This window comes from Brevundimonas sp. TWP2-1 (assembly GCF_049897645.1).
GTDB lineage: Bacteria > Pseudomonadota > Alphaproteobacteria > Caulobacterales > Caulobacteraceae > Brevundimonas.
Map to the genome: position 1 here is coordinate 1000111 of NZ_JAFCWR010000001.1, position 22795 is coordinate 1022905.

At 67.3% G+C, this 22795-nt stretch carries 23 protein-coding genes; 8 read left to right on the forward strand and 15 right to left on the reverse strand.

Annotated elements, in window-relative coordinates; translation table 11 throughout:
* Positions 1–10: 10 nt before the first annotated feature.
* Entirely contained in the window at positions 11–775 is a 765-nt protein-coding gene (locus ACP7BH_RS05045; RefSeq protein WP_425983171.1) for a class II aldolase/adducin family protein, read from the reverse strand.
* Between the two features lie 175 nt (positions 776–950).
* Here ACP7BH_RS05045 and ACP7BH_RS05050 point away from each other — a divergent pair, with 175 nt between their 5' ends.
* The 3 genes from ACP7BH_RS05050 to ACP7BH_RS05060 all read left to right on the forward strand — a co-directional run bounded on the left by ACP7BH_RS05050 (position 951) and on the right by ACP7BH_RS05060 (position 3443).
* A complete protein-coding gene (locus ACP7BH_RS05050) occupies positions 951–2078 on the forward strand; it encodes a DUF2336 domain-containing protein (protein ID WP_425983169.1) in 1128 nt (375 codons plus the stop codon).
* A gap of 73 nt (positions 2079–2151) precedes the next feature.
* Positions 2152–2904: an NAD kinase gene (locus ACP7BH_RS05055; RefSeq protein ID WP_425983167.1), complete on the forward strand. Its 753-nt coding sequence runs from the start codon at positions 2152–2154 to the stop codon at positions 2902–2904.
* Between the two features lie 62 nt (positions 2905–2966).
* Entirely contained in the window at positions 2967–3443 is a 477-nt protein-coding gene (locus ACP7BH_RS05060) for an Hpt domain-containing protein (protein ID WP_167762575.1), read from the forward strand.
* A gap of 53 nt (positions 3444–3496) precedes the next feature.
* Here the strand turns inward: ACP7BH_RS05060 and ACP7BH_RS05065 are convergent, their stop codons facing one another.
* Both ACP7BH_RS05065 and ACP7BH_RS05070 read right to left on the reverse strand, forming a co-directional pair.
* Positions 3497–4636, reverse strand: a complete 1140-nt coding sequence (locus tag ACP7BH_RS05065; RefSeq protein ID WP_425983165.1) for a DUF2336 domain-containing protein — start codon at positions 4634–4636, stop codon at positions 3497–3499.
* A gap of 88 nt (positions 4637–4724) precedes the next feature.
* Positions 4725–5522 (reverse strand): transglycosylase SLT domain-containing protein, encoded by a 798-nt coding sequence (locus tag ACP7BH_RS05070; RefSeq protein ID WP_425983163.1) that lies wholly within the window; start codon positions 5520–5522, stop codon positions 4725–4727.
* A gap of 167 nt (positions 5523–5689) precedes the next feature.
* Here ACP7BH_RS05070 and ACP7BH_RS05075 point away from each other — a divergent pair, with 167 nt between their 5' ends.
* The gene (locus tag ACP7BH_RS05075) at positions 5690–6424 is read left to right on the forward strand and encodes a TonB family protein (RefSeq protein ID WP_425983161.1); all 735 of its coding nucleotides are present in this window, start codon (positions 5690–5692) and stop codon (positions 6422–6424) included.
* Here ACP7BH_RS05075 and ACP7BH_RS05080 read toward each other — a convergent pair.
* On the reverse strand, positions 6421–7431 hold the full coding sequence (locus ACP7BH_RS05080; protein WP_425983159.1) for an NAD(P)/FAD-dependent oxidoreductase: 1011 nt from the start codon (positions 7429–7431) through the stop codon (positions 6421–6423). The two genes, ACP7BH_RS05075 and ACP7BH_RS05080, sit on opposite strands and share 4 nt — an antisense overlap.
* 50 nt (positions 7432–7481) lie before the next feature.
* Positions 7482–9329 (reverse strand): phosphoenolpyruvate carboxykinase (GTP), encoded by a 1848-nt coding sequence (locus tag ACP7BH_RS05085; RefSeq protein WP_425983157.1) that lies wholly within the window; start codon positions 9327–9329, stop codon positions 7482–7484.
* A 196-nt stretch (positions 9330–9525) separates the two neighbouring features.
* On the opposite strand from ACP7BH_RS05085, the gene ACP7BH_RS05090 reads away from it, so the two are divergent.
* The gene (locus ACP7BH_RS05090) at positions 9526–10161 is read left to right on the forward strand and encodes a DUF938 domain-containing protein (RefSeq protein ID WP_425983155.1); all 636 of its coding nucleotides are present in this window, start codon (positions 9526–9528) and stop codon (positions 10159–10161) included.
* On the opposite strand, the gene ACP7BH_RS05095 is transcribed toward ACP7BH_RS05090, so the two are convergent.
* Entirely contained in the window at positions 10162–10566 is a 405-nt protein-coding gene (locus ACP7BH_RS05095) for a hypothetical protein (RefSeq protein WP_425983153.1), read from the reverse strand. It lies immediately after the preceding gene.
* 366 nt (positions 10567–10932) lie between these two features.
* Here ACP7BH_RS05095 and ACP7BH_RS05100 point away from each other — a divergent pair, with 366 nt between their 5' ends.
* Positions 10933–11700 (forward strand): pseudouridine synthase, encoded by a 768-nt coding sequence (locus ACP7BH_RS05100; RefSeq protein WP_425983152.1) that lies wholly within the window; start codon positions 10933–10935, stop codon positions 11698–11700.
* Between the two features lie 10 nt (positions 11701–11710).
* On the opposite strand, the gene ACP7BH_RS05105 is transcribed toward ACP7BH_RS05100, so the two are convergent.
* The 8 genes from ACP7BH_RS05105 to ACP7BH_RS05140 all read right to left on the reverse strand — a co-directional run bounded on the left by ACP7BH_RS05105 (position 11711) and on the right by ACP7BH_RS05140 (position 18595).
* Entirely contained in the window at positions 11711–12463 is a 753-nt protein-coding gene (locus tag ACP7BH_RS05105) for an ATP12 family chaperone protein (RefSeq protein ID WP_425983150.1), read from the reverse strand.
* Between the two features lie 16 nt (positions 12464–12479).
* Positions 12480–13964, reverse strand: coding sequence for a putative 2OG-Fe(II) oxygenase (locus ACP7BH_RS05110; RefSeq protein ID WP_425983148.1), 1485 nt, complete (start codon positions 13962–13964; stop codon positions 12480–12482).
* Positions 13961–14941 (reverse strand): RluA family pseudouridine synthase, encoded by a 981-nt coding sequence (locus ACP7BH_RS05115; protein WP_425984791.1) that lies wholly within the window; start codon positions 14939–14941, stop codon positions 13961–13963. The genes ACP7BH_RS05110 and ACP7BH_RS05115 overlap by 4 nt, the downstream gene beginning before the upstream one ends.
* A gap of 74 nt (positions 14942–15015) precedes the next feature.
* Entirely contained in the window at positions 15016–15411 is a 396-nt protein-coding gene (gene crcB / locus ACP7BH_RS05120; protein WP_425983146.1) for a fluoride efflux transporter CrcB, read from the reverse strand.
* A 40-nt stretch (positions 15412–15451) separates the two neighbouring features.
* A complete protein-coding gene (locus ACP7BH_RS05125; protein ID WP_425983144.1) occupies positions 15452–15940 on the reverse strand; it encodes a CC0125/CC1285 family lipoprotein in 489 nt (162 codons plus the stop codon).
* Positions 15941–16005: 65 nt separating this feature from the next.
* Positions 16006–16728: an RluA family pseudouridine synthase gene (locus ACP7BH_RS05130; RefSeq protein ID WP_425983142.1), complete on the reverse strand. Its 723-nt coding sequence runs from the start codon at positions 16726–16728 to the stop codon at positions 16006–16008.
* 39 nt (positions 16729–16767) lie between these two features.
* On the reverse strand, positions 16768–17211 hold the full coding sequence (locus ACP7BH_RS05135) for a hypothetical protein (protein WP_425983140.1): 444 nt from the start codon (positions 17209–17211) through the stop codon (positions 16768–16770).
* Positions 17212–17278: 67 nt separating this feature from the next.
* Positions 17279–18595 carry a replication-associated recombination protein A gene (locus tag ACP7BH_RS05140; protein ID WP_425983138.1) on the reverse strand — a complete coding sequence of 439 codons (1317 nt, stop codon included), beginning with the start codon at positions 18593–18595 and terminating at the stop codon, positions 17279–17281.
* A gap of 75 nt (positions 18596–18670) precedes the next feature.
* On the opposite strand from ACP7BH_RS05140, the gene ACP7BH_RS05145 reads away from it, so the two are divergent.
* Complete coding sequence (locus ACP7BH_RS05145; protein WP_425983136.1) at positions 18671–19093, forward strand: VOC family protein; 423 nt, start codon at positions 18671–18673, stop codon at positions 19091–19093.
* A 3-nt stretch (positions 19094–19096) separates the two neighbouring features.
* On the opposite strand, the gene ACP7BH_RS05150 is transcribed toward ACP7BH_RS05145, so the two are convergent.
* Positions 19097–20500 carry a Do family serine endopeptidase gene (locus tag ACP7BH_RS05150; RefSeq protein WP_425983134.1) on the reverse strand — a complete coding sequence of 468 codons (1404 nt, stop codon included), beginning with the start codon at positions 20498–20500 and terminating at the stop codon, positions 19097–19099.
* 212 nt (positions 20501–20712) lie between these two features.
* On the opposite strand from ACP7BH_RS05150, the gene ACP7BH_RS05155 reads away from it, so the two are divergent.
* Positions 20713–22668: a M61 family metallopeptidase gene (locus ACP7BH_RS05155; protein ID WP_425983133.1), complete on the forward strand. Its 1956-nt coding sequence runs from the start codon at positions 20713–20715 to the stop codon at positions 22666–22668.
* The last annotated feature ends 127 nt before the right edge of the window (positions 22669–22795 follow it).

Below are 22795 nucleotides of genomic sequence, written 5' to 3' on the forward strand. Positions count from 1 at the left end.
CCGGCGAGACCTAGGCGTCGTAGCCCGGCGACTTGCGGTCCAGCTGACGCAGGGCGCCCGGCCAAGCCAGGGAGGAGATGAAGCCAATGCCCCGCCCCTGTTCCTTGGTTTCCGCCTGCGCCTCGTCGGGGGCCAGCAGAATGTGCTGACGCCCGCCCGACAGGGCCGCGACCTGCTGCGCGCAGGCCCTCTCCAGAAAGAAGATGCCGATCCATGCCTGAGCCGCCGTTTCCCCGACCGCCAGCGTGCCGTGGTTTCGCAGCAGCATCAGCGGTTTGTCCCCCAGGTCGGCTACCAGACGTTCGCGTTCGTCATGGTTCAGGGCCAACCCCTCGTACCCATGATACGCAACCTGATACTGTAGTAAACACGCGTTCTGGCTGATCGGCAGCAAACCTTCGGCCTGGGCCGCCACGCCGACGCCGTTCACGGTGTGCAGGTGGATGACGAACTTGGCGTCATCGCGCGCGGCATGGACGGCGGAGTGGATGGTGAAGCCCGCCGGATTGATGAAGTGGGTCGTGTCCTGGACGATGTTCCCTTCCAGATCGACCTTCACCAGCGACGAGGCCGTGATCTCATCGAAATAGAAGCCATAGGGATTGATCAGGAAATGATGCTCGGGCCCCGGCACACGCGCCGAGATATGGGTGAAGATCATGTCGTCCCAACCGTGCAAAGCGACCAGCCGATACAGGGCTGCCAGCTCGACGCGGACCTGCCATTCGGCCTCGGACACGCGCGATTTGATCGAGGGACTCGTTCCGTCCGCCATGGTTTCCTCCTGCCTCTGAACGGGCTTTGAGAAACCGTCGCCCTGCCCGCGTGCGCCGTCAACCCGCCATGACTGATGTTGACGCCGCGTCATCAGGCAGTCGTTAGCTTTGCTTAACGCCGTCTTCACGACCGCGCCTTATGGTTAAGCATCGTCGTCGGTTCGGGGAGCCGCTGTGTCTGTCGTTCAATTGGAGCCGCCCCGCGACGCCTGGGACGACCGGACCGTTTCCCAACTTCTGACCCTGGCGCAAAGCCGCTCGGCGGAAGACCGCCAGCGCCTGCTACTGAAGGTCACCTCCCTTTGTGAAGCCACGCGTCCGCCAGCCGAGGTCGGACCGCTGCTCAGCGACATTTTCCTGACCCTGGCCGCCCAGGCCGAGAGGGACATTCGTCTGGCCCTGTCCGAGCGTATCGCCCGCGTCGATTGGGCGCCGCCCGCCCTGATCAACATGCTGGCGCTGGACGAGATCGAGATCGCCCGGCCGGTCATCACCTCCAGCCCGCTGCTGAAGGACACCGATCTGATCCGGCTGCTGATCGAGGCGACGCTGGAGCATCAGATCGCCGTTGCGCGCCGGCCCCAGCTGTCCCGGCCCGTGGCGGACACGATCATCGACCGGGGCGAGGCCGTGACCATGACGGCCCTGGCGTCGAATCGTTCGGCGGACATCAGCGAAGACGCCATGCGAAAGCTGGTCGATCATTCGCGGCGCGTCGCCGGCCTGCGCGCGCCTCTGACGCGTCACCCCCGCTTGAACGAACAACTGGCCCAGCAGCTCTACCAATGGGTCGGCCAGGCCCTGCGCCAGTCGATCGGCGAACGCTTCCGCATCGACGACGCCCAGTTGAACGCCGCCGTCCAGCAGGCCGCCGCCAAGGCCGTGGGCAGTCCCGAGTGGCGCGTGGCCACGACCAGTCGGCTGGTCGAGGAACGCGAACGCAGCGAGATGGAGCGCCGCCTCGTCGACAAGCTTCAGGCCGCCGGTCAGCTACGTCCCGGCCTGCTGATCAGAGCGCTGCGCGAGCAGAGGTTCGAACTGTTCGAACAAGCCCTGGCGGCCTTGGGCGGTTTCAGCGACGCACAGGTGCATCAAGCCGTGCGCGCCCCGACCGCCGAACCCCTCTATCTGGCCTGTATCGCCGTAGGCGTGGACAAGGCGGTCTTCGCCTCATTGCTGGTCGAGGTGCGCAAGCTGTCAGGCGGCCTGCCTGCCGACGGCGGCTGGACGGCGACGCCGATGAACGCCCATTCCGCCTCGCGCGCCTTCCGCCAGATAATGGAAAAGCCCGCGATCGTTTGACTTCGCCGTCAAGCTCGGCTCACGTCCCGCCGTGACCCAGCCTCGATCCTCTCCCATTCCGGCCTCGCCATCCTTGGCCTTCGTCGCCAGCGACCGGCCTGAAGCCCAGGAGGCGCGCAAGGCCCTGATCGCGCGTTATGGCGCAGTGCCCGAGGCCCAGGCGGACGTTATCGTCGCCTTGGGCGGCGACGGCCAGATGCTTGAGACGCTGCATGGCAATCTGCGCGGACGCACCCCCGTTTACGGCATGAACCGCGGTTCGGTCGGCTTCCTGATGAACGACTATGAGGAGGACGGCCTGCTGGAGCGAATCGCCGCCGCCGAACGCACCGTCATCCATCCGCTGCAGATGGACGCCTGGACCGAGAGCGGCGAGGTCCATACCGGCCTGGCCATCAACGAGGTCTCGCTGCTGCGTCAGACGCGCCAGAGCGCAAAGCTGCGGATCACGGTCGACGACCGCGTGCGGCTGGAAGAACTGTCCTGTGACGGCTGCCTGGTGGCGACGCCGGCGGGATCGACCGCCTATAACCTTTCGGCGCATGGCCCGATCATTCCGCTGGACGCCCGCATCCTGGCCCTGACGCCGATCAGCGCGTTTCGGCCCCGTCGCTGGCGCGGCGCCCTGTTGTCGCATGGCGCCAAGGTGCGGTTCGAGGTTCTGGAGGCCGACAAACGCCCGGTCTCGGCCACCGCCGACAACTTCGAGGTCAGGCGCGTCGCCCGCGTCGAGGTGCGCGAACGGCGCGACCTCAGCCTGACCATGCTGTTCGACGCCGGACGTTCGTTCGACGAACGCGTGATGGCCGAACAGTTCGCCAACTGATCCGGTCACGGGTTCTTAAGCTCGATCCCGTACTTTGCCGTCAAAGTCCTATGGAGCCCGCCATGAGCAATCCGGCGCAAATCACCCCCCCGACGAACGCCCTGCGCATGAAGGTCGGCGGCGGTTTCGGCATCAACGCCGACGCCATCGCCCGCGCCGAAGAGGCGTTGAAGGCCATGTCGGCCCAATTCGGCCAGTGGCTGAACGACGAAATCGTTAAGCTGGACAAGGCCCAGGCCGACATTCGCGAACAGGGCTACAATCCAACCACTGCCGAAGCCCTGTATTTCCGCGCCCATGACTTGAAGGGTCTGGGAACGACCTACGAATACCCGCTGGTGACGCGCATCGCCGGTTCGCTGTGCAAGATGCTGGACGACGCCGATCGTCGCATGACCGCGCCGGTTGTCGTACTGGACGCCCACATCGACGCCATCCGCGCCGTGGTCCGCGACCAGATCAAGACGGACGAACACCCCACCGGCCGCGCCCTGGCCGAAACCCTGGAAGCGCGCGTCGCAGACCATCTCGCAGGCTGAAACGTCCCCCCTCAGCCATGATGCGAAAGGCCCGCCGAATGGCGGGCCTCTTTTTATGCGGCGTTGGCGGCGGACAGCGCCGGAGACGGCGACTGATCCAGCCGTTCCATCAGATAGGCCAGGTCGTCTCGCTGGACATTGGGGCGCTGGGTCAGGAACCGTTCCAGCATCTGCTCGCGGAAATAGGCGCTGGACGTGTCGATCCCCTCGGACGCCAGCATCCTCCAGGTATCGACCCCCGCGCGGAAGGCCTGGAACAGGCGCGGCGGCAAGCCCGCCCGGTCATAGATGGCCTTCAGCCCCAGCGGCCCCGCGTCATGTACCATAAGCCAGGCGCGGTGATGGGGCGTGTTGGCCAGTTCGGCCAGGCCGTGTTCGAACATCGCCATCTGACCGCGCGCCAGCCCGCGCAACAGCAGCGAGGCGTTCAGGACGCGACGCGCGTTCAGATGGGTCATGAAAGCGGCCAGATCCGAACTGACGGCAGCCTGATCGACCAGATCGACAGTCGTGCGCTCGCGCGCATATTGAGCCAGACGGATGGCGGTTTCCGGCGCGACGGCGTGGCGGCTGATCAGATGCTCGCGCACCGCGTCGCTGGCCAGCTGGATCAGGCGCTCAGTCACGCTCATCGGCAGGACCTGGCGATAGGCCACGGCCGTCAATACCTCTGGCGCCTCGGCGAAGCGATCGACCACGGCCGCCAGCGCGGCTTCCGACAGGTCGGCGTTGTCGTTGGCCGCCACAGTGCGAACCGCCTGTTCGCAGCCTTCCTCGGCCAGCACGGTCGCGACATCGCGCGACACGCGCGACCGCCCCGCCACCGCGACCTGACGCACGACAGAGCCGGCGCGCACGATCTCGATCAGATCCTCGTCGCTGAAGGCCGGAGAGGCGGCGATGATCGGCAGGGCGATGCTGTCCAGATCGCCGGCCAGCTTGCGTGCCACATCATTGGGGATCAGGTCCGACGCCTTCAGCGTGACGGCCATGGCGCGTCGCACCAGTTCGGCGGCGTCATTGGCCAGCAGACGCAGGATTTTCTGCGCCGCGGCCCGGTCGTCCTCGTCAAGGTCGGCGCGTTCCATGTTGCGGCACAGCTTGTGCGCCGCCTCGGCCCGTTCATCGTCGTCCGTCGCCTTGATGAGGCGTCGAATATCCACTTCTGTGAGGCGTGCGCGGAAGGCGATCATGGACGGCTCGTCATGGAATCGGGCGTGGATCCCAGAATGAGACTGCCATGCTTAACGGCTGGTTTACCATCGGTTGCAATGCAACGACTCAGGTCGATTGTTTGCCATTCGGCGAGAAAGCGCCGCCGAAACCACTGCCGGAGGATCCGTCCTGACCAAGCAGCAGGGCCAGCAGCCCCTGATCCTGCTTCAGCCGATCCATCCGCGCCGCCAGCATCTGATCCTTGTCGCTCAGATTGGGGACAGAATACTTGGTTTCGCCCGTCCCGGCAGCCGGCGCGCCCTCGCCCGCCGTGCGTTGCAGATTCGCGTGAACCTCGGCGACGGTGGCGGCGCGTCCGCTGCGATAGAAGATGCTGCGATTGGCCCGCGCGGCCTCGGGGAACATGGCGACGGCGCTGGCCCCCGGATTGCGATCCATCGCCTGCATCAGGCCCGCCGCCCCCGCCGGACCCAGGAAGTGGGCGGCATAAAGATCGCCGGCCCCCGGCTCCTTGCCCGTTCGACCGCGCAGATAGGCCGCATTCGAGGCCGTCAGCTCGGCCGCCATGGTCGAGGCGGCATGGGGATCGAAACGCAGGTCCAGCACCACATTGCGCGCCGAACCCTCCACCCGCCAGCGCCCGTCCGATCCACGATGGATCAGGTCGGCGTACTGGCCATAGCCGTGCTGGGCGCCGTGCTGTTTGACGGTGCCGAGCCAGGTCTGTTCGATGAACTGAAACAGGCCGGCCGCCGAAGAGGTCGGCGCCTTGGCGGACGGGTTCATCGCACTCTCGCGACGCGCCGTCTTGATCAGAAAGTCGTAGTCCACGCCCACAGCGTTAGACGCGCGCCGAATGGCCGCCTCTACCCCGCCTGTCGATGGAATCGCTCCGATGCCCATGTGCGGATGGTCGGCGAACGTAGTTAACCAACCCTTAATTCTTAACGCCGCCGTTAACGGATCGACATTGGTCGAACCCCGAAACCTCCGCCGCAAAGCCGCCACAACCTGCGCGCTCAACTTGCAGTTACGGGCGCTGCGGGGGCGGTGAACGAGGGAGTGAAGTTATGATGATCCGTGCCGCCGGTGGCCCCGGCTTGATCAGCCCCATCGACTTCGGGGAACGCAAGAAACCCATCCCGCGCTGGATGCTGGGCGCCATCGGCGTCTCGGTCGTCCTGCACGTCGCGGCGGGGGTGGCGCTGTATAATCAGCGGTTCGAGTTGAGCGGGATGACGCAACCCGCCGAGCCCGACAAGCCCATTGATGTCTTCTTCCAGACGCCGCCCAAGCCCAAGCCGCTTCCGCCCACGGTCACGGCAGCCCCGCCGACGCCGATCCACAAGCCGGTGTTGACCGTGCCCGCCGATGTGCCGACGCTCGCCCTGACGCCGCCCGAGAACCCAGCCAATACGGCTCCGCCCGGACAGGTGATCGTCAGCACGGCGCCCACCGGCGTCGAAGGCGGCACGGCCACGGTCGAGACCCCGCCGCGCCCGCCCTCTGTGATCAACAACCCGACCTGGGCCAGCCGCCCGTCGCCGGCGCAGATGGCGCGCGCCTATCCTACCCGTGCAGCGGAGAACGGCACGCCGGGTTCGGCCAGCCTCAGCTGCATGGTTCGCGTGGACGGCGGCCTGACCGGCTGTCGTGTCGTGGGCGAAACGCCGAGCGGCCAGGGCTTCGGTCGTGCGGCCCAGAGCCTGACGCGCGACTTCCGCATGAACCCGCGCACTGTGGACGGCCGACCCGTCGACGGCGCCACGGTCAACTTCACCGTCCGCTTCGCGATGGCGGGCTAGAACCGACCAGGATCGAGGGCGCGGGCTTCCGTCGAGGCCGCCCGCCCCTCGATCGCATCGGCGACAACCGCGCTCACCAGCGGCCCCAGCAGCCAGCCATTCCGACGCGGCGCCAAGGCCATGAACAGACCCTGCTCGTCCGGCGCAGCGCCTGCCAGCGGCAGACCGTCCGCCGTCGCGCCGCGCACGCCCGCCCGCCAGTCGATGTGCAGCGGTTCGGGCATCCGATCCAGCACGCGCCAGGCCGCCTCCGTCAGACGTTTTGACGTCTCCGCATCCGGCGCGGTGTCTCGCCGCCCCGGCTCCATCGTCGCCCCGATCACCGCACCCGAGGCCATCGGCGCGATATAGGCCCCCGGCCCGCGCACGACATGATCCACCAGATCTCGGGCGGCGACGCCGATCTGTCCCCGGATCGGCTGGATGGCGTCGATCAGAACCCGCGCTGACTCAGGCAGACCCGCGACAGCCTTGCCCGCGCCAGTCGCCAGCACCACCGCCTCGGCGTCCAGCAGCTTGTCGCCGACAGAGACCCGCCAGCCGTGATCGGTGCGCACGATCCCCGTCACCCGCCCTATGATGACGGCCTCGCCCATCGCCTGCCTCAGCGCCGCCAACGCCTGTGCAGGATCGACCTGATAATCCTCGTCGGTCGTGACACGGTCGCCCTCGCGCCGAGCGTCGAAGCCCAGCGCACGCAGTCGCGCCTCCATCCCGTCTACGTCGCCGCCCCGCCATTCGGCCGGTCGATGCGCCAGAACGATCTCCGCCGCCGCCGCGAACGCGGGCCACAGGTCGCGCCCCGCCCGGAACAGCCGGGCATGATCGGGCGACACGTCGTCGATTGCCGATTCCATCGCCGGCGCGATCATCCCCGCCGCGACCAGTGAGGCGTTCACCTCTCCCGGATCGACCACCACCACCGCCTGGCCGCGCCGATGCAGTTCGAACGCGGTGCACAGGCCAAGCACGCCGGCGCCGACGATCACGATGGGAGGGGGAGACATCACGGGCCGTCTGATCGACCCGCGACGCCCCTATTGCAAGATGCCTGCGCCTATTCCGCCGCCATTGAGGCCGCGCCCGCATCGTCCAGGCGCGCGACCAGGGCCGTATGCTGGTCCCACAGGGCGGTGGGCAGCCGGTCGCCGAACTGGCGATAGAAGTCCGGGATCAGCGCCGCCTCCTCGGCCCAGACGCCCGCATCCACGTCCAGCAGGATCGAAAGCTGCACCGGCGTTAGATCCAGACCCGACAGGTCCAGCGCAGCGACTGACGGCACGCGACCAACCGCCGTGTCCACCGCCTCGGCCTCGCCGTCGATCCGTTCGCTGATCCATTTCAGCACGCGCGCATTGTCGCCGAATCCGGGCCAGACGAACCGCCCGTCCTGATCCTTCCTGAACCAGTTGACGAAGAAGATGCGCGGCAGTTTCGACGCGTCGCGCCCCTGCCCCATCTTCAGCCAGTGCGCGAAATAATCGCCCATGTTGTAGCCGCAGAAGGGCAGCATGGCGAAGGGATCGCGGCGCAGTTCCCCGACCTTGTTCTCGGCCGCCGCCGTGCCTTCGGACGCCACGGTCGAGCCCATGAAGACCCCGTGCTCCCAATCGAACGCCTCGGTCACCAGAGGCACGGCGCTGGCCCGCCGACCGCCGAACAGGATGGCGTCGATCGGCACGCCCCTGGGATCTTCCCATTCCGGCGCGATGGCCGGGCACTGGCTGGCGGGCGCGGCGAAGCGGGCGTTGGGATGCGCCGCCGGTTCGCCGGACGCCGGATCGTGCGGCTGGCCCTTCCAGTTCGTCAGGCCCTGCGGAGCCTCCTTGGTCAGCCCCTCCCACCACACGTCGCCGTCCGCCGTCAGGGCGGTGTTGGTGAAGATGGTGTTGGTCGCCAGGGTCTCCAGCGCATTGTGGTTGGTGTTGCGGCTGGTGCCCGGCGCGACGCCGAAAAAGCCGGCCTCGGGGTTCACGGCATAAAGCCGCCCGTCCTCGCCGAAGCGCATCCAGGCGATGTCGTCGCCGATGGTCTCGGCCTTCCAGCCCGGCAGGCTGGGTTGCAGCATGGCCAGGTTGGTCTTGCCGCAGGCGCTCGGGAAGGCGGCGGCCACATATTTCGCGCGCCCCTTCGGATCGGTCAGCTTCAGGATCAGCATATGCTCGGCCAGCCACCCCTCGTCGCGGGCCATGATGGAGGCGATGCGCAGGGCGTAGCATTTCTTGCCCAACAGGGCGTTGCCGCCATAGCCCGAGCCATAGGACCAGATTTCCCGCGTCTCGGGGAAATGCACGATCCACTTGTCGTCGTTGCAGGGCCAGGGCACGTCGGCCTGCCCTTCGACCAACGGTGCGCCCAGCGTATGGACGGCCGGCACGAACACACCTCTGTCGCCCAACTGGTCCAGCGCCGGCTTGCCCATGCGGGTCATCACCCCCATCGACAGGGCGACATAGCCGCTGTCAGTGATCTCGACGCCCAGGGCGCTGATGGCCGATCCCAGCGGCCCCATGCAGAAAGGCACGACATACATCGTCCGCCCCGCCATGCAGCCATCGAACAGCCCGTCCAGACGCGCGCGCATCTCGATCGGATCGGCCCAGTTGTTTGTGGGACCGGCATCGGCCTCGTCGTCCGAGCAGATGAAGGTCCGGCTCTCGACCCGCGCCACATCGCGCGGATCGGACGCGGCATAGTAGCAGCCCGGCCGCTTGTCCTGATCCAGCGCCTTCAGCGTGCCCTTGGCCAGCAAGTCGGCGGTGATGGCCGCCTTCTCCTCTTGCGACCCATCGCACCAGTGGACGCGGGCGGGCTTGGTCAGGGCGGCAATCTGCTCGACCCAGGCGACGAGGCCGGAATGGGCGGTCGGCGCCGGATGGAGTCCGGGTGTGGCGGAAAGGGGCAAGGGCGTCTCCTGAGCGAATCGGCCCGACGATCTGACGCCGTCGTGACCTTCAGCACGCGACGATCACGCACTGTTACAGGCGAAATGCTCCGGTCTTTCCGCCACGTCAAACCGTGCAAGAAAGCGCCGATGTCCACCGGTGTCTCCGGCAAAAGATCGCAGGTGTCAGCGGCGCGATCGGGCGCTAGAAGGGCGTGTGCAAACGCTGGATTCCCTCTCCGCCCTGCCTGACGGCGCCCTCAGCTCGCCCGCTGCGCGTCGCAATGCGGAGGCGATTCTGCAGGTCCTGCGCGCCCATCTGCCGGCGCGCGGACGCGTACTTGAGATCGCCTCGGGATCGGGCCAACACGCCGCCGCCTTCGCCGCCGCACTGCCTGGCCTGGACTGGACGCCCAGCGACCCCAGCGAACAGGCGCGCGACAGCATCACCGCCTGGACGCGCCAGCTCGCGCTGGCGAACCTGAACCCGCCGCTGGCGCTCGACGCGGCCGATCCGACGACCTGGCCCCAGGGGCCAGTCGATGCGATCTATTGTGCGAACATGACGCACATCAGCCCCTGGTCGGCGACAGAGGGGCTGATGGATCTGGCAGGTCGCGTCCTGCGACGCCCCGGCGGTCTATTGGCGCTCTATGGACCCTATCGCGAGGACGAAGTCGAATTGGCGGCGTCGAACGCCGCCTTCGACGACAGTCTGAAGGCGCGAAACGCTGAATGGGGTCTACGCGACCGTGAAACGGTCGAGGCCCTGGCCCGCGCGCATGGCCTTGCGGCCACGCTGCGGGTTCAGATGCCGGCGAACAACCTCATCCTGCTGTTCCGCGCCGTCTGATCAGGCGATCGCGCCAACGATCTTGGACAGTGCGCCGTTGTCGCTCAGCAGGGTCACGGCGCCGTCCTTGAACACCGCGCCATCGGCCTCGGCCGAAACGCCGAAGCTCTCGGCCGCCAGGGCCACGCCGTCAGCAAAGGCGATGACCGTAAGGGCGTTGGCGCGCGCCAGATCCAGCAGCGACTTGACCGCCGCCAGCGACGCCTCGTCCGTCGAACCGCCCGGCACGACCAAACCCTTCAACCGACCTTCGATGATGTCCTTGGCCGTCGCAGTGGCCAGCACGGTCACGCCGCCGGTGATCAGGCTGGCGTCGCCCGTCGAGATCGGGGCCAGACCCACGCCTTCGGCTCGCAACGCGCCCTCCACGTCGCCCAGCTCGCCGAACTCCATGTCACGCCGCATCACCAGCCCCATGCGCAGACGGGTGGGAACAGGACGGTTATAACCGGTGCGACGGGGGCCTGCGGAAGATTTGTTTTGAGCGAACAAGACGTCTCCTTGAAATGTTTCAATACTGATCCAGATTCGACAAGCGACGCTGTCGAACCGCCCACGCCAATGATCAGAAAAACGAAAATCGACGGGTCCGACGGCTGTCGTCCCGCACTCTGGATCATTTGTGGAATGCCGTCAGATATAGTGGCGATCCCGTCAGGATCAACCTGCCAATTCGAACAGACTGGCCTTCCTGATCCTGAAAACCGCGTTTGGCTTGCTCACGCGCCTGCCCGGCTCTAGACAGCGACATCGACTAGACGACGGAATCGCATGGCCTTCACCCGCACCTATGACGGCGAAGAACCCGTTCGCGTGAACAAGTGGCTGGGCCAGACCGGCGTCTGTTCCCGGCGCGAGGCCGACACCCTGATCGCCAACGGCCTGGTCTCCATCGACGGCGAGACCATCAGCGATGCGGGCCGCAAGATTCAACCCGGCGAGACCCTGACCCTGAACGACACGGCCCAGGCGGCCCTGGCGTCGGGCATGACCCTGGTGCTGCACAAGCCGGTCGGTTACGTCTCGGGCCAGCCCGATCCCGGCAAGATTCCCGCCGTGCGCCTGCTCACGAAGCCCAACCGTATCGGCGAGGGCGAGATTCCCGCCCGTGACGCCTCCCTGCCCCCCATCGGTCGGCTGGACGAGGATTCGCGCGGTCTGTTGCTGCTGTCGTCGGACGGCGTCGTCGCCAAGGCGGTGATCGGCCCGGCGTCGGAACTGGACAAGGAATATCTGGTCGTCGTCGAGGGCTTGATCACCGAGGGCAAGCTCAGCCGCCTGCGGCACGGCATGGAACTGAACCACAAGCCGCTTAAGCCCGCCCGCGTGACCCAGATTGGGCCGCAGCGAATGCGGTTCATCCTAGATGAGGGTAAATACCGCCAGATCCGTCGCATGTGCGAACTGGTCGGGCTGGAGGTCGTGGACCTGTACCGCACCCGCATCGGCCCGCTGGAACTCGGCGACCTGCCGGAAGGGCGCTGGCGTCATCTCACGAACGAAGAGCGCGCAATGCTCATCGCCCATTCCGCATCCTGAGTTCAGCGCCCTAATCCAGGGCCCTGAACCACTGATCCAGCAGCTGCGCCTCGGCGCGGCGCGCCTCTGTGCGTTCGGCCGCCTCCGCGTCCACACCCCACTGGTCTTCCTGGAACAGCTCGTCGATCCGCGACAGGTCGAACGCCGCGCCGCCGTCCAGCGCGCCCTGCTCCACCGCCATGGCCAGCACCGCCGACCCCAGCAACGGCACGGCCGTCGCCAGCCCCGTCAGGCGGAAGTCATCCAGCGACAGGGCGTGCGCCTTGACCCGCGCGATGGCGTCCGGCGACTGCGGCCGATGCACGATGCCGGCCACAGGCTCCAGCACCACGCCCATCTCGCGCGCGGCCCAGTCGCGCCACGGCCCCCATTCTCGCGCCTGGCGCTCGACCAGCGGCGTCGGATGTTCGGCCAAGTAGCAGACCACGTCCGATCCGGCGTAGGCGGCGATCTCGTCCGCCACCGGCTCGCGCGCCTGACCGATCCGGTCGATTGCGGTCGAGGCCAGCCGCGTCGCCGGCATGGTCGAGGGATCCAGGAACTTGCCCTGCGCCGCCCATTCGTCGGCGACTAGCTGGGCTGCGGCCTGCGTCGGCAGGACCAGCGCCGCCTTGTCCGGCGTCTTGGGCGTGCGCCCGTCCAGCAGCACGGCCCAGCCGCCGTCTGCATGCGGACCGACGACCGCCTCCTTCCAGAAGCGCGAGATTCGGTCCGGCGACTGTTCGACGAAACGCGGGCGATGCGGGGCGGGCTTGTCAGTCATCAGAAGTCCGTTGAAATCAGGCCGGCACGACGTCGAAAGCCAGCGTCAGACGCGACGCCTCGCCGCCGAACGGCTGGGTGCCGTGCCACATATAGGAAGGAAACAGCACCAGCGTCCCCGGCTGGGGCTGCACATGGTGTTCGGCTGCAAGGTTCGGCAAGCTGGGCGGCGCGCCGAACCGCAACCAGCCCTCGCGCCCCTCGCCCGCCACTGCAGGAGGCAGTTCGATATGGCAGGCCGACGACAGCCAGCCGTTCGAATGAATATGGTCGGCGTGAAACCCGTTCGGCCGCAACCGCACCGACCAGCTGCCCTGGATGCGATAGTCGCCGGTATTGCGCGCCCTCAACGGATCGTCGCCCTGACCAACCGCCGCCATATAGTCGCGGATCGGCCTGTCGATGGCTTGGAAGAAGGCCCGGATAGCCGGATCGTCGCTCTCGGACAGCGCGGCGGCGGTCTGCGATCCCCCGCGCAATGACTGCCCCACCGGATGGGTCTTCAGCGTGTGCAGTTCATGCAGCGCCTTGGCCAGATCGACCAGATAGGCCTCCAGCGACGCCCAGCCTTGCGGCGTCTCCAGCCGATAGGGACGCACGAAGGCGTCGTAGTCGTACATCCGGCCATAACGATCATCGCCCAGCATCCGCCAGGCGGTCGCCTGGAAGGCCAGCACATGCTGGTTCAACGGCTCTCGCGCCCGCAGCGCCTCGATCAGAACCAGCGCCGCCTCGGCCTCGCCCAAGGCCAGTAAACACTCGACCTGGGTCACCATGATCGCCGCGACCTCGCCGCCGGCCAGCGCCGCCGCCCGGTTCGCATGATCCAGGGCGCGTCGCGCATCCAGCATCAGGCACGCCTGCGCCGCCGCCAGCTCCCCCGGCCCATCCAATGGCCCGGCGACCAGCGTGCGATAGGCCCGCTCCGCCTCCCCGGCGTATTCCAGCAGCCGCGCCTTGATCTGACGCGGCATGGGCGCGGCGGGCGATGCAGCGATGGCGATGTCCAGCGGCGCGCAGGCGGCCTCAAGATCGGCGTCGCGCATCCAGATCAACTGGCACAGATCCCTAAGCGCATCGCCATAGCCGGGCCGCCGCGCCAGCGCCTGACGATAGGCGTCTTCGGCCTCATCGAACCGGCTCTGCGCCTGCAAAGCTCTCGCCAGCACCAGCCAGGTCTCCGGCGCATCCCCGCCGATGGCCATGGCGCCGCGACAGGCGGCCTCCGCCTCGGCCGCCCGGCCCAGATCGCCCAGGGTGGAAGCTAGATTGTGCCGCGCCGGCACGCTGTGCGGTCGAACCGCGACCAGTCGCTGGGAGGCAGCCGCGCTGTCCGCCAGACGCCCCGCACGTTTCAGCAAGTCGGCCTGGACCGACAGGGCCTGCCACGGCGCATCGGCCTTCGCGACCACCCCCGCCAGAACCTGAAAGGCCTCGTCCAGCCGCCCGGCGGCGACCAAGGCCTTTGCATGCTCGACCTGTGCCTGCCCGACCGCCGTCACCGGATTCGCTTCACGCCCAGGAAGGGATCGTCCTCCGCCTCGTCCTCGGAGAAGCCGAAGTGGGCGAAGCCGGCCTTCATCTCGGGGCTGAGCGGCGCCGTGACCTTCAGCGTTCCGCCGCGCGGGTGATCCAGCTCAATGCTGCGCGCATGCAGTTGCAGCTTCAGCGGTCCGGATAGTTCCTTGGATTTCTCGTCGCCGTATTTCGGATCGCCCAGGATCGGGTGACCGATCCCCGCCATATGGGCGCGCAGTTGGTGGGTCCGTCCGGTGAAGGGCCGCAGCGCCATCCAGGACGCCCGGTGCGAGGCGCGGCTGACGGTGCTGAACGCGGTCTCGGCCGGCTCGGCCTTGGGGTCCTTACGCTCGGCCGGGCGCATCATCTCGAAGTCGTTGATGCCGGTCTTCTTCAGCGGCATGTCGATCTGGCCCGAATAGGGTTTCGGGTTGCCGATCACGATGGCCCAATAGGTCTTCTTGGCCTGACGCCGCGCGAAGGCGCCGGCCAGCCGCTTGGCCGCCTCCGGCCCCTTGCCCAGCAGCAGGACGCCCGATGTGTCGCGGTCCAGACGGTGGACCAGCCGCGGCCGGTTGACCCCCTCGCCCCAGGCTGACAGCAGACGGTCGATGTGGCGACTGGTCTTCGTCCCACCCTGCACCGCCAGGCCGTGCGGCTTGTTGATCGCAATGACCATGTCGTCCTCATAGAGGACCAGCGACTTGACGAACCGGATGTCCTGTTCGGACAGGGTGTGCATGTCCCCGGCCTGGCGCGAGGTGTCGTCGGGGATCGGCGGCACGCGAACAGCGGCGCCGGCGGTCAGGCGGCCTTCGGGCTTGATGCGGGCGCCGTCCACGCGGATCTGGCCGCTGCGGGCCATCTTCTGCACCTGGATGTTCGACAGGTGCGGCCAGCGGCGGCGGAACCAGCGGTCCAGGCGAATGCCGTCCTCGTCCTCTGCAACGTAGATCGTCAGGACTTCGCGTTTCGGGGCGTCCTTGGCGGCGTCTTTTTCAGCGTCATGCGGCTCGTCCGCTGGAGAATATTCGGTCAAAGCGGAGCTCCAAAGGCGCGGCGGGCGATCATCAGGCCGACGAACAGAGCCAGGATGGCAAGAACCACCGAGCCGGCCACATAGGCGCAGGCCAAGCCGATCTGGCGGCGCTCGATCATCTGCACCGCCTCCAGCGAATAGGACGAAAAGGTCGTGAACCCGCCCAGCACGCCGACGGCGGCGAACAGCCTGACGGCCTCCTGCTGCGCCCCGCCCCGGAACGCCAGCCATCCGACCAGCAAGCCCATCAACAGGCCGCCGACGACATTGGCCGCGAACGTGCCCAGCGGCCAGCCGACATTAGGCGCCAGCCGGCCGACGGCGAGCCCCAGCCCATAGCGGGCCATGGAGCCGATGGCTCCGCCCGCCGCAACGAGAAGTAAACGTGTCATCGTGCGGCCTTCTATACGCCGCACGCGCCGAAAGCGATGGTCAGCGCGGGATAGAGCCCTGTACCGAGCGCGCATCATAGGCGTTGGGCCGGTCCGGCTTCTGGCCTCGACCCAGAACGACTTCCAGCGTCGTCGAGGTCGGCTGCGGACCACTGAAGTTCAGCCCCACGCCCACGCCTACTCCCGATGCGGAATAGCCTCCGTAGCGGCTGCTGCCGCCGCCGATGGACACGCTGGGACGAACCCCGCCCGCCCCACCCGGCCGCCCGTCAGTCCAGCTCTGGGTAACCTCGAACCAGTCATAACCCTGCTCGGTCGTCAGATCTGCGGCGCGCAGCAAGGCCCAGTCAGCGACACGCCCGGCGGCCCCGACGCCATTATAGCTGACGCGATAGCGGTTGGATTCGATCCGCTGCTCTGAATACCCCTGCCCGCTCGGTCCCTGCTGGGCGCCATAGGGGGTCAGGCTGGCGCAGGCGCTCAGCGCGAGGGCGGAAAGGCCGGTCAAGGCGATGGCGAGACGCTTCATCATAGGTATCCTTTCAACCACATAGCGCCAAAACCGACACGACGTTCCCTCAAGAGACGGGCGACCTACAGGCCCAGAGCCGCGCGAAGTCTGGCGAAGTCCTCGGGCGGGGGGGCCTCCACCGTCGTCGTGCCGCCTTCGGGATGGGGGAAGCTCAGCCTGGCGGCATGCAACATCAGACGCGGCGCCGGCCCGACCGGGGTGGTCAGGGCGCCGCCGTAACGCACATCCCCAATCAACGGCCGACCGATATGGGCCATATGCACCCGCAGCTGGTGCATCCGCCCGGTCAGCGGCTCCAGCTCGACCACTGCCCCCTCAGGTCCCGAGGCCAGGGTCCGGTATTTGCTCTGCGAGCCCTGCGCGCCCGACGCATCGAAGGCGACGACGCGCATATAGCTTTCGCGACCGATTTCCTCGCGGCGCAGCGGGGCGTCGATGGTCGCAGACGCCGGTTCGGGTGCGGCCGACAGCAGGGCCAGATACTGTTTCCTGAACCGCCGCATCTGCAGCGCCTTGCCCAGAAAGCTCGCCGCCGGCTTGGTCTTGGCCGCCAGGATCACGCCCGAAGTGTCGCGATCCAGCCGATGCACCAGCTCCGGCCGCTTGCCGTTCGACCGCGCAAACGCCCACAACAGATCGTCCAGCGTATGCGCCTGTATCCTTCCGCCCTGGCTAGACAGGCCCGGCGGCTTGGAAAAGGCGATGACATGGGCGTCCTCGTGGATCACCCACGAACGGACGGCTTCGATGTCTGCGGGCGAGAGCTCTACGGGGGCGCGGGTCACCGCGCGTCCATACGCGACGACACGGCCGTCGTCAGCCCATCAGCGCAGAACGCCGCGTTTGCGCATGTTGAAGGCATAAACGAACAGTAGAACCGCGATCAGCAGGATGACGAACGGCATCCAGCCCATAACCGCCATTTCAGCCGGAGCAGGCGGTAGCGGGTCGATGAATTTGCCATAGATCAGGCTGGCCAACGCAGCGATCAGCGACAACGCGAAGGCCTGAACCGCCCAGCGTCGTCGCAACAGCAGCAGCACCGAACCGATCACCGCGCCCCAGACGCCCAACGTCCACGGAACATAGATCCAGGCCGGCATGGCCAAATGATAGTCGATCATGGCCTGATCGAAGCCCATCTCTCGCATATAGGCCTCTCCCCGCGTCGTGGTCTGGATGAAGTCGAAGGCTCCGAACCCATTCCACAACAAGGACAGCACGCCCACCAGCCACAGATGCCAGGGCGTCTTAACCGTCTCGCTCATCGTCCCCTCCCAAGGATGTCAGACGGAGACGCTAGACCCGACGCGGGCGCGCGACAATGAACGGCGTTCAGTCAGACGCGCCCTCGGCCTGCATCCGCGCCCGCATCTCGGCCCAGCGGTCCAGCCGCGCCTTGACCTTCTCCTCATGCCCCTCGCCCTTGGGCTTGTAGAAGGTGCGGCGTTCCATCTCGTCGGGGAAGAAGTTCGCGCCCGAGAAGCCCTCGGGCGTGTCGGGGTCGTACTGATAGCCCTTCCCGTACCCCAGCGACTTCATCAGCTTGGTCGGGGCGTTGCGGATATGGGCGGGCGGCATCAGCGAGCCGGTCTCATAGGCCGCCTTTTTGGCCGCCTTGAAGGCTTCGTACACCCCCACCGACTTGGGCGCGGTCGCCAGATGGACCACAGCCTGCGCCAGAGCCAGTTCGCCTTCGGGACTGCCCAGGAAGTCGTACGCATCCTTGGCCGCATTGGCCACCAGGATCGACAGGGGGTCCGCCTCGCCGATGTCCTCGACCGCCATCCGCACGATCCGCCGCGCCAGATACAGCGGATCTTCGCCCCCATTCAGCATCCGCGCCAGCCAATACAGCGCCGCGTCCGGGTCCGACCCCCGCACCGATTTATGCAGGGCGGATATGAGATTGTAATGTTCTTCTCTCGACTTGTCGTAAGCCGGTGCGCGCCGCTGCAGCACGCCGGCCAGCCCCTGCACGTCAAGCCTCTCGCCTTCAGGCAGGTCGAACAGCACCTCCGACATGGTCAGCAGATAGCGACCGTCGCCGTCGGCCAGGGCCAGCATGGCCTGACGCGCCTCTGGCGACAGCGGCAAGGCCTTCTCCATATGCGCCTCGGCCCGCGCCAGCAGCTGATCCAGCGCCGCATCGTCCAGCCGCTTCAGCACATAGACTTGGCTGCGCGACAGCAGCGCCCCGTTCAGCTCGAAACTGGGGTTCTCGGTCGTGGCCCCGACCAGGGTGACGACCCCGGCCTCGACGAAGGGCAGAAAACCGTCCTGCTGGGCGCGATTGAAGCGGTGAATCTCGTCCACGAACAAGAGCGTCGATTGCCCCGCCGCGCGCCGCATACGCGCCGCCTCGAACGCCTTCTTCAGATCGGCCACGCCGGAAAACACCGCGCTGATCGCCTGATATTCATAGCCCGCCGCCTGGGCCAGCAGGCGGGCGATGGTAGTCTTGCCGGTGCCGGGCGGCCCCCACAGGATCATCGAGCCCAGCCGCCCCGCCTCGATCATGCGCCGGATCGGCCCGCCCGGTCCCAGCAAGTGATCCTGGCCGACCACCTCGTCCAGCGTGCGCGGACGCAGGCGGTCGGCCAAGGGCGCGTCGGGAGGCAGAATGCCGGAGGCTTCGAACAAATCGGTCATGCGTGCGACCTATGTAGTCATTCGCCGGGCGCTTTTCACGCGCTAGTATGGCGGCCCGCCAAGGAGACCGCCTTCATGACCGCCGCCAATCCGAACCAGGGTCCGACTGCGGGCCTGACGCCCCATCTGACGATCCCGTCGCGCGGCGCCTCGGCAGCGGTGGATTTCTACATCATCGCCTTCGGGGCCGAGGTGCTGGACCGCAAGCTGGCCGACGACGGCGAACGCCTGATCCACGCCCATCTGAAGATCAACGGCGCCAGCGTCATGCTGAACGACGAGTTTCCGGAATACGCGGGCGGCCAGGACGTGCGTCCCGCCGGCGTCACCCTTCACCTCCAGGTCCTTGATCCTGACGCCTGGTGGACCCGCGCCATGACCGTCGGCGGCGCAGAACCCGTCATGGACATGGCCGACCAGTTCTGGGGCGACCGCTACGGCGTCCTGCGCGACCCCTTCGGCCACACCTGGTCCATCGGCGGTCCGACGAAGGGCTAAACCTTAACGCAGCATGCCGCGGATCTGGCGGCCGCCGCGGTTGACGACGACCTCCCACGGGCCGCGACCGGAACTGGCGGTCTCGACGTCGCGGGCGCTGGCGATGGCGCGGCCGTTGATGCTGACGATCAGATCGTTTTGGCGGAAGCCCGCGCGGGCGGCGTAGCCTCGGCCCGAGACGCCGGTGACGATCACGCCCGTCGCGAACGGATCGCCGCCCAGCCGGTCGGCCAGGGCCGGGTTCAGGGCCACGACCTCGGCTCCAGCGAAGGGACCGGCGGCGATGGTGACGCCCTGTTTCGGGTCGGCGTCGCCCGGCAAGGGCTGAACGCGGGCCGTGAGGGTCTGCGCCCGGCCGTCGCGCAGGATGGCCACCTGAACCTGATCGTTCGGATTGCGTGAGCCGACGCGGTAGTTCAGCCCGCCCTGGTCGTTGATTTCCTGACCATCGACGGCGGTGATCACGTCGCCCTGGCGCACGCCCGCGCGGGCGGCCGGGCCATTGGCGTAGACGTCTGTGACGACGAGGCCTTGCGGCCGGGTCAGGCCCAGGCTGCCGGCGATGTCGCCGGTGACCGTGTCGCCCTTTAACCCCAGCCAGGGCCGAACGACCGTGGTCGCGCCGCCCAGCGCCGAATCCACCACGCGCTTGACCATGGCCGCAGGCACCGCGAACCCGACCCCGGCCGACGAGCCTGAGCGTGAGAAGATGGCGGTGTTGATGCCGATCAGGTCTCCGTCCATGTCCACCAGGGCGCCGCCCGAGTTGCCGGGGTTGATGGCCGCGTCGGTCTGGATGAAGGAGCCGCTGTCGGAAATGCCGGTCTCGGTCCGGTTCAGGGCCGAGATGATGCCGTTGGTCACGGTCTGGCCCACGCCGAAGGGATTGCCGATGGCCAGGACCAGGTCGCCGACCTGCTGCTCTTCCTGATCGTCGATGGCCAGAACCGGCAGGCGGTCGCTGACGTTTTCCAGCCTCAGCACGGCGATGTCGCTGCGCTGGTCGGCCAGGATTACTGTGGCGGGAAACTCGCGCCTGTCGTTCAGCACGACCTTGATCTGCTGGGCGCCGTCGATGACATGATTGTTGGTCACCACGATCCCGTCCGAACGGACGATGACGCCCGACCCGACCGATTCCGCCACCCGCGCCTGGGGGATGCCGCCGCCGAAGAACTGGAAGAAGGGATCGGCCTGGACCCGCTGCACGCTACGGGCCGAGATATTGACCACGGCGGGCGCGGCGGATCGCACCACGGGCGCAAAGCTCGATTTCATCCCCGCCGCGTCGGACGGCGCCGCGCGCGTCGGCTGGGCGAACTCGCCCTCCTGCGCTTTCGAACTGTTGGGATTGCCGCACGCCGACAGGGCGAAGGCGGCGGCGAGCACGATCGATCGGGTCTTCATGGGCATCCAGAAAATCAGGCTTCAAGCGACGCCATACCGCACCCCGTTTCGGGCCGGATCAAGGCGTGGAGCTCCGATCAACGGACAAGCTTTCGGCCCGTTCCGTCGGGCGCTCTGGATAATATTACAGCTCAGCAGAGGCTCGAACCTTGACGCCCCATTCCCTGCGGCGGACTGTCGCGGCGCCCCGATCCAGTCTGCAAGAGCCCCTGATGATCCGTCCCTGCCTGCGCGCCGCCACTCTCGCCTTCCTGCTCGTCTCGACCGCCCCCGCCGCCCTGGCGCAACAGGCCTCGACCTATCCGCCCGCCCTGCCCGCAGCCCTGCCGCCGATCCCGGAGGCTCAGGACGTCGCCTACCCCGGCGTCATCACGCTCGACGTCGACGCCACCAACCTGGCCCAGCACATCTTCGCGGTGACCGAGACCATCCCCGTCGCCCAGGCCGGTCCGATGACCCTGTTCTTCCCCGAATGGCTGCCCGGCAACCACGGCCCCGTCGGCCCCATCGCACAGTTGGCAGGCATCGAGATCACCGCCGACGGCCAGCGCGTCGAGTGGGTGCGCGACACCCTGCACCCCTTCGCCTATCACGTCGTCGTCCCGGCCGGCGCGACCGCGTTGAAGATCACGATGCAGCACCTGTCGCCGACGGCGGCCAACCAGGGCCGCATCACGATGACGCCCGAGATGCTGAACATTCAGTGGGAGAAGATGCTGCTCTATCCCGCCGGTCACTGGTCGCGGAACATCACGGTCCAGCCCACGGTCAAGTTCCCGACCGGCTGGCAGTTCGGCACGGCGCTGGAGCCCCAGACCAAGACCGGCGACGTCCAGACCTTCAAGCCGGTTAATCTGGAGGTCCTGGTGGACAGCCCCGTCTTCGCCGGCCTCCACTATCGCCAGATCGACCTGAACCCCGGCGGCCGTTCGCCGGTGCGCGCCAACTTCGTCGCCGACGAGGCCAAGAGCTTGGAGGCCACGGACGAGCAGATCCAGATCCTGCGCAATCTGGTCGATCAGATGGACCGCCTCTACGGCGCGCGCCACTTCGACCACTACGACTTCCTGATCGCCATGACCGACAAGCTGGGCGGCATCGGGCTGGAGCATCACCGCAGTTCCGAGAACTCTGTCGATCCCGCCTTCTTCACCGGCTGGGACACCCATCTGGCCGACCGCGACCTGCTCAGCCACGAGATGAACCACTCCTGGGACGGCAAGTGGCGCCGCCCCGCCGACCAGTATGTGCCCAACTTCAACTCGCCCCTGCAGAACAGCCTGCTCTGGGTTTATGAGGGCCAGACCCAATACTACGGCCAGGTCGTCGCCGCCCGTTCCGGCCTGCTGACCAAACAGCAGGCGATGGACTCTCTGGCCATGACCGCCGCCACCTTCGACACCCGCGTCGGTCGCGAATGGCGCGCCATGCAGGACACCACCAACGACCCGATCATCAGCCAGCGCCAGCCCAAGGGCTGGTTGTCGTGGCAGCGTGACGAGGACTACTATTCCGAGGGCCAGCTGATCTGGCTCGACGTCGACACGACGATCCGGGAGAAGACCAACGGCCGCAAGTCGCTCGACGACTTCGCCCGCGCCTTCTACGGCGTCCGCGACGGCGACTATGCCCCCGCTCCCTACACCTTCGAGGATGTGGTCGCGGCCCTGAACGGCGTCGTCGCCAACGACTGGGCGACCTTCCTGCGCACCCGTCTGGACGCCGACGGCCCCGACGCCCGCGCCCCGCTGGACGGCCTGGCGCGCGGCGGCTGGCGGCTGGCCTATTCGGACACGCCCACCGACTACATGAAGACCCTGTATGCCGAGCTGAAGCGCAACGACTTCACCTATTCCCTCGGTTTCCAGACCGGCGAAGCGAACAAGATCCGCAGCGTCCAGTGGAACAGCCTGGCCTTCAATTCGCGTCTCGCCGCCGGCATGGAGATCGTCGCCGTCAACGGCCAAGCCGCCACCGCCGACCGCCTGAACGAAGCCGTCACCGCAGCAAAGGACCCTGCTGTCCCCATCACCCTGATCGTCAAGGACGACGACCAGTATCGCACCGTCATCTTCGACTACCACGACGGCCTGCGCTACCCGCGCCTGGAACGGATCGCGGGCACGCCCGACCGCCTGGGTGACATCCTGACGCCGCGCAGGCGCTGACCCACGTCACCTCCCCATCGGCGAAGGCCGATGGGGAGGACAGGCGATCGCGTCAGCGAGCGCCAGGAGGGGGCGACTCGGTGTCAGAAGCTGTTGTGGTCATCACTACGGCCTGAGTCGCCCCCGC

Excerpts from the sequence above, each read along its gene's own strand:
- ACP7BH_RS05045 (WP_425983171.1), bottom strand. The coding sequence starts at position 775 with ATGGCGGACGGAACGAGTCCCTCGATCAAATCGCGCGTGTCCGAGGCC.
- ACP7BH_RS05060 (WP_167762575.1), top strand. The coding sequence starts at position 2,967 with ATGAGCAATCCGGCGCAAATCACCCCCCCGACGAACGCCCTGCGCATG.
- ACP7BH_RS05065 (WP_425983165.1), bottom strand. The coding sequence starts at position 4,636 with ATGATCGCCTTCCGCGCACGCCTCACAGAAGTGGATATTCGACGCCTC.
- ACP7BH_RS05070 (WP_425983163.1), bottom strand. The coding sequence starts at position 5,522 with ATGGGCATCGGAGCGATTCCATCGACAGGCGGGGTAGAGGCGGCCATT.
- ACP7BH_RS05075 (WP_425983161.1), top strand. The coding sequence starts at position 5,690 with ATGATGATCCGTGCCGCCGGTGGCCCCGGCTTGATCAGCCCCATCGAC.
- ACP7BH_RS05080 (WP_425983159.1), bottom strand. The coding sequence starts at position 7,431 with ATGTCTCCCCCTCCCATCGTGATCGTCGGCGCCGGCGTGCTTGGCCTG.
- ACP7BH_RS05095 (WP_425983153.1), bottom strand. The coding sequence starts at position 10,566 with ATGCGGCGTGACATGGAGTTCGGCGAGCTGGGCGACGTGGAGGGCGCG.
- ACP7BH_RS05100 (WP_425983152.1), top strand. The coding sequence starts at position 10,933 with ATGGCCTTCACCCGCACCTATGACGGCGAAGAACCCGTTCGCGTGAAC.
- ACP7BH_RS05105 (WP_425983150.1), bottom strand. The coding sequence starts at position 12,463 with ATGACTGACAAGCCCGCCCCGCATCGCCCGCGTTTCGTCGAACAGTCG.
- crcB (WP_425983146.1), bottom strand. The coding sequence starts at position 15,411 with ATGACACGTTTACTTCTCGTTGCGGCGGGCGGAGCCATCGGCTCCATG.
- ACP7BH_RS05125 (WP_425983144.1), bottom strand. The coding sequence starts at position 15,940 with ATGAAGCGTCTCGCCATCGCCTTGACCGGCCTTTCCGCCCTCGCGCTG.
- ACP7BH_RS05135 (WP_425983140.1), bottom strand. The coding sequence starts at position 17,211 with ATGAGCGAGACGGTTAAGACGCCCTGGCATCTGTGGCTGGTGGGCGTG.
- ACP7BH_RS05140 (WP_425983138.1), bottom strand. The coding sequence starts at position 18,595 with ATGACCGATTTGTTCGAAGCCTCCGGCATTCTGCCTCCCGACGCGCCC.
- ACP7BH_RS05145 (WP_425983136.1), top strand. The coding sequence starts at position 18,671 with ATGACCGCCGCCAATCCGAACCAGGGTCCGACTGCGGGCCTGACGCCC.
- ACP7BH_RS05150 (WP_425983134.1), bottom strand. The coding sequence starts at position 20,500 with ATGAAGACCCGATCGATCGTGCTCGCCGCCGCCTTCGCCCTGTCGGCG.
- ACP7BH_RS05155 (WP_425983133.1), top strand. The coding sequence starts at position 20,713 with ATGATCCGTCCCTGCCTGCGCGCCGCCACTCTCGCCTTCCTGCTCGTC.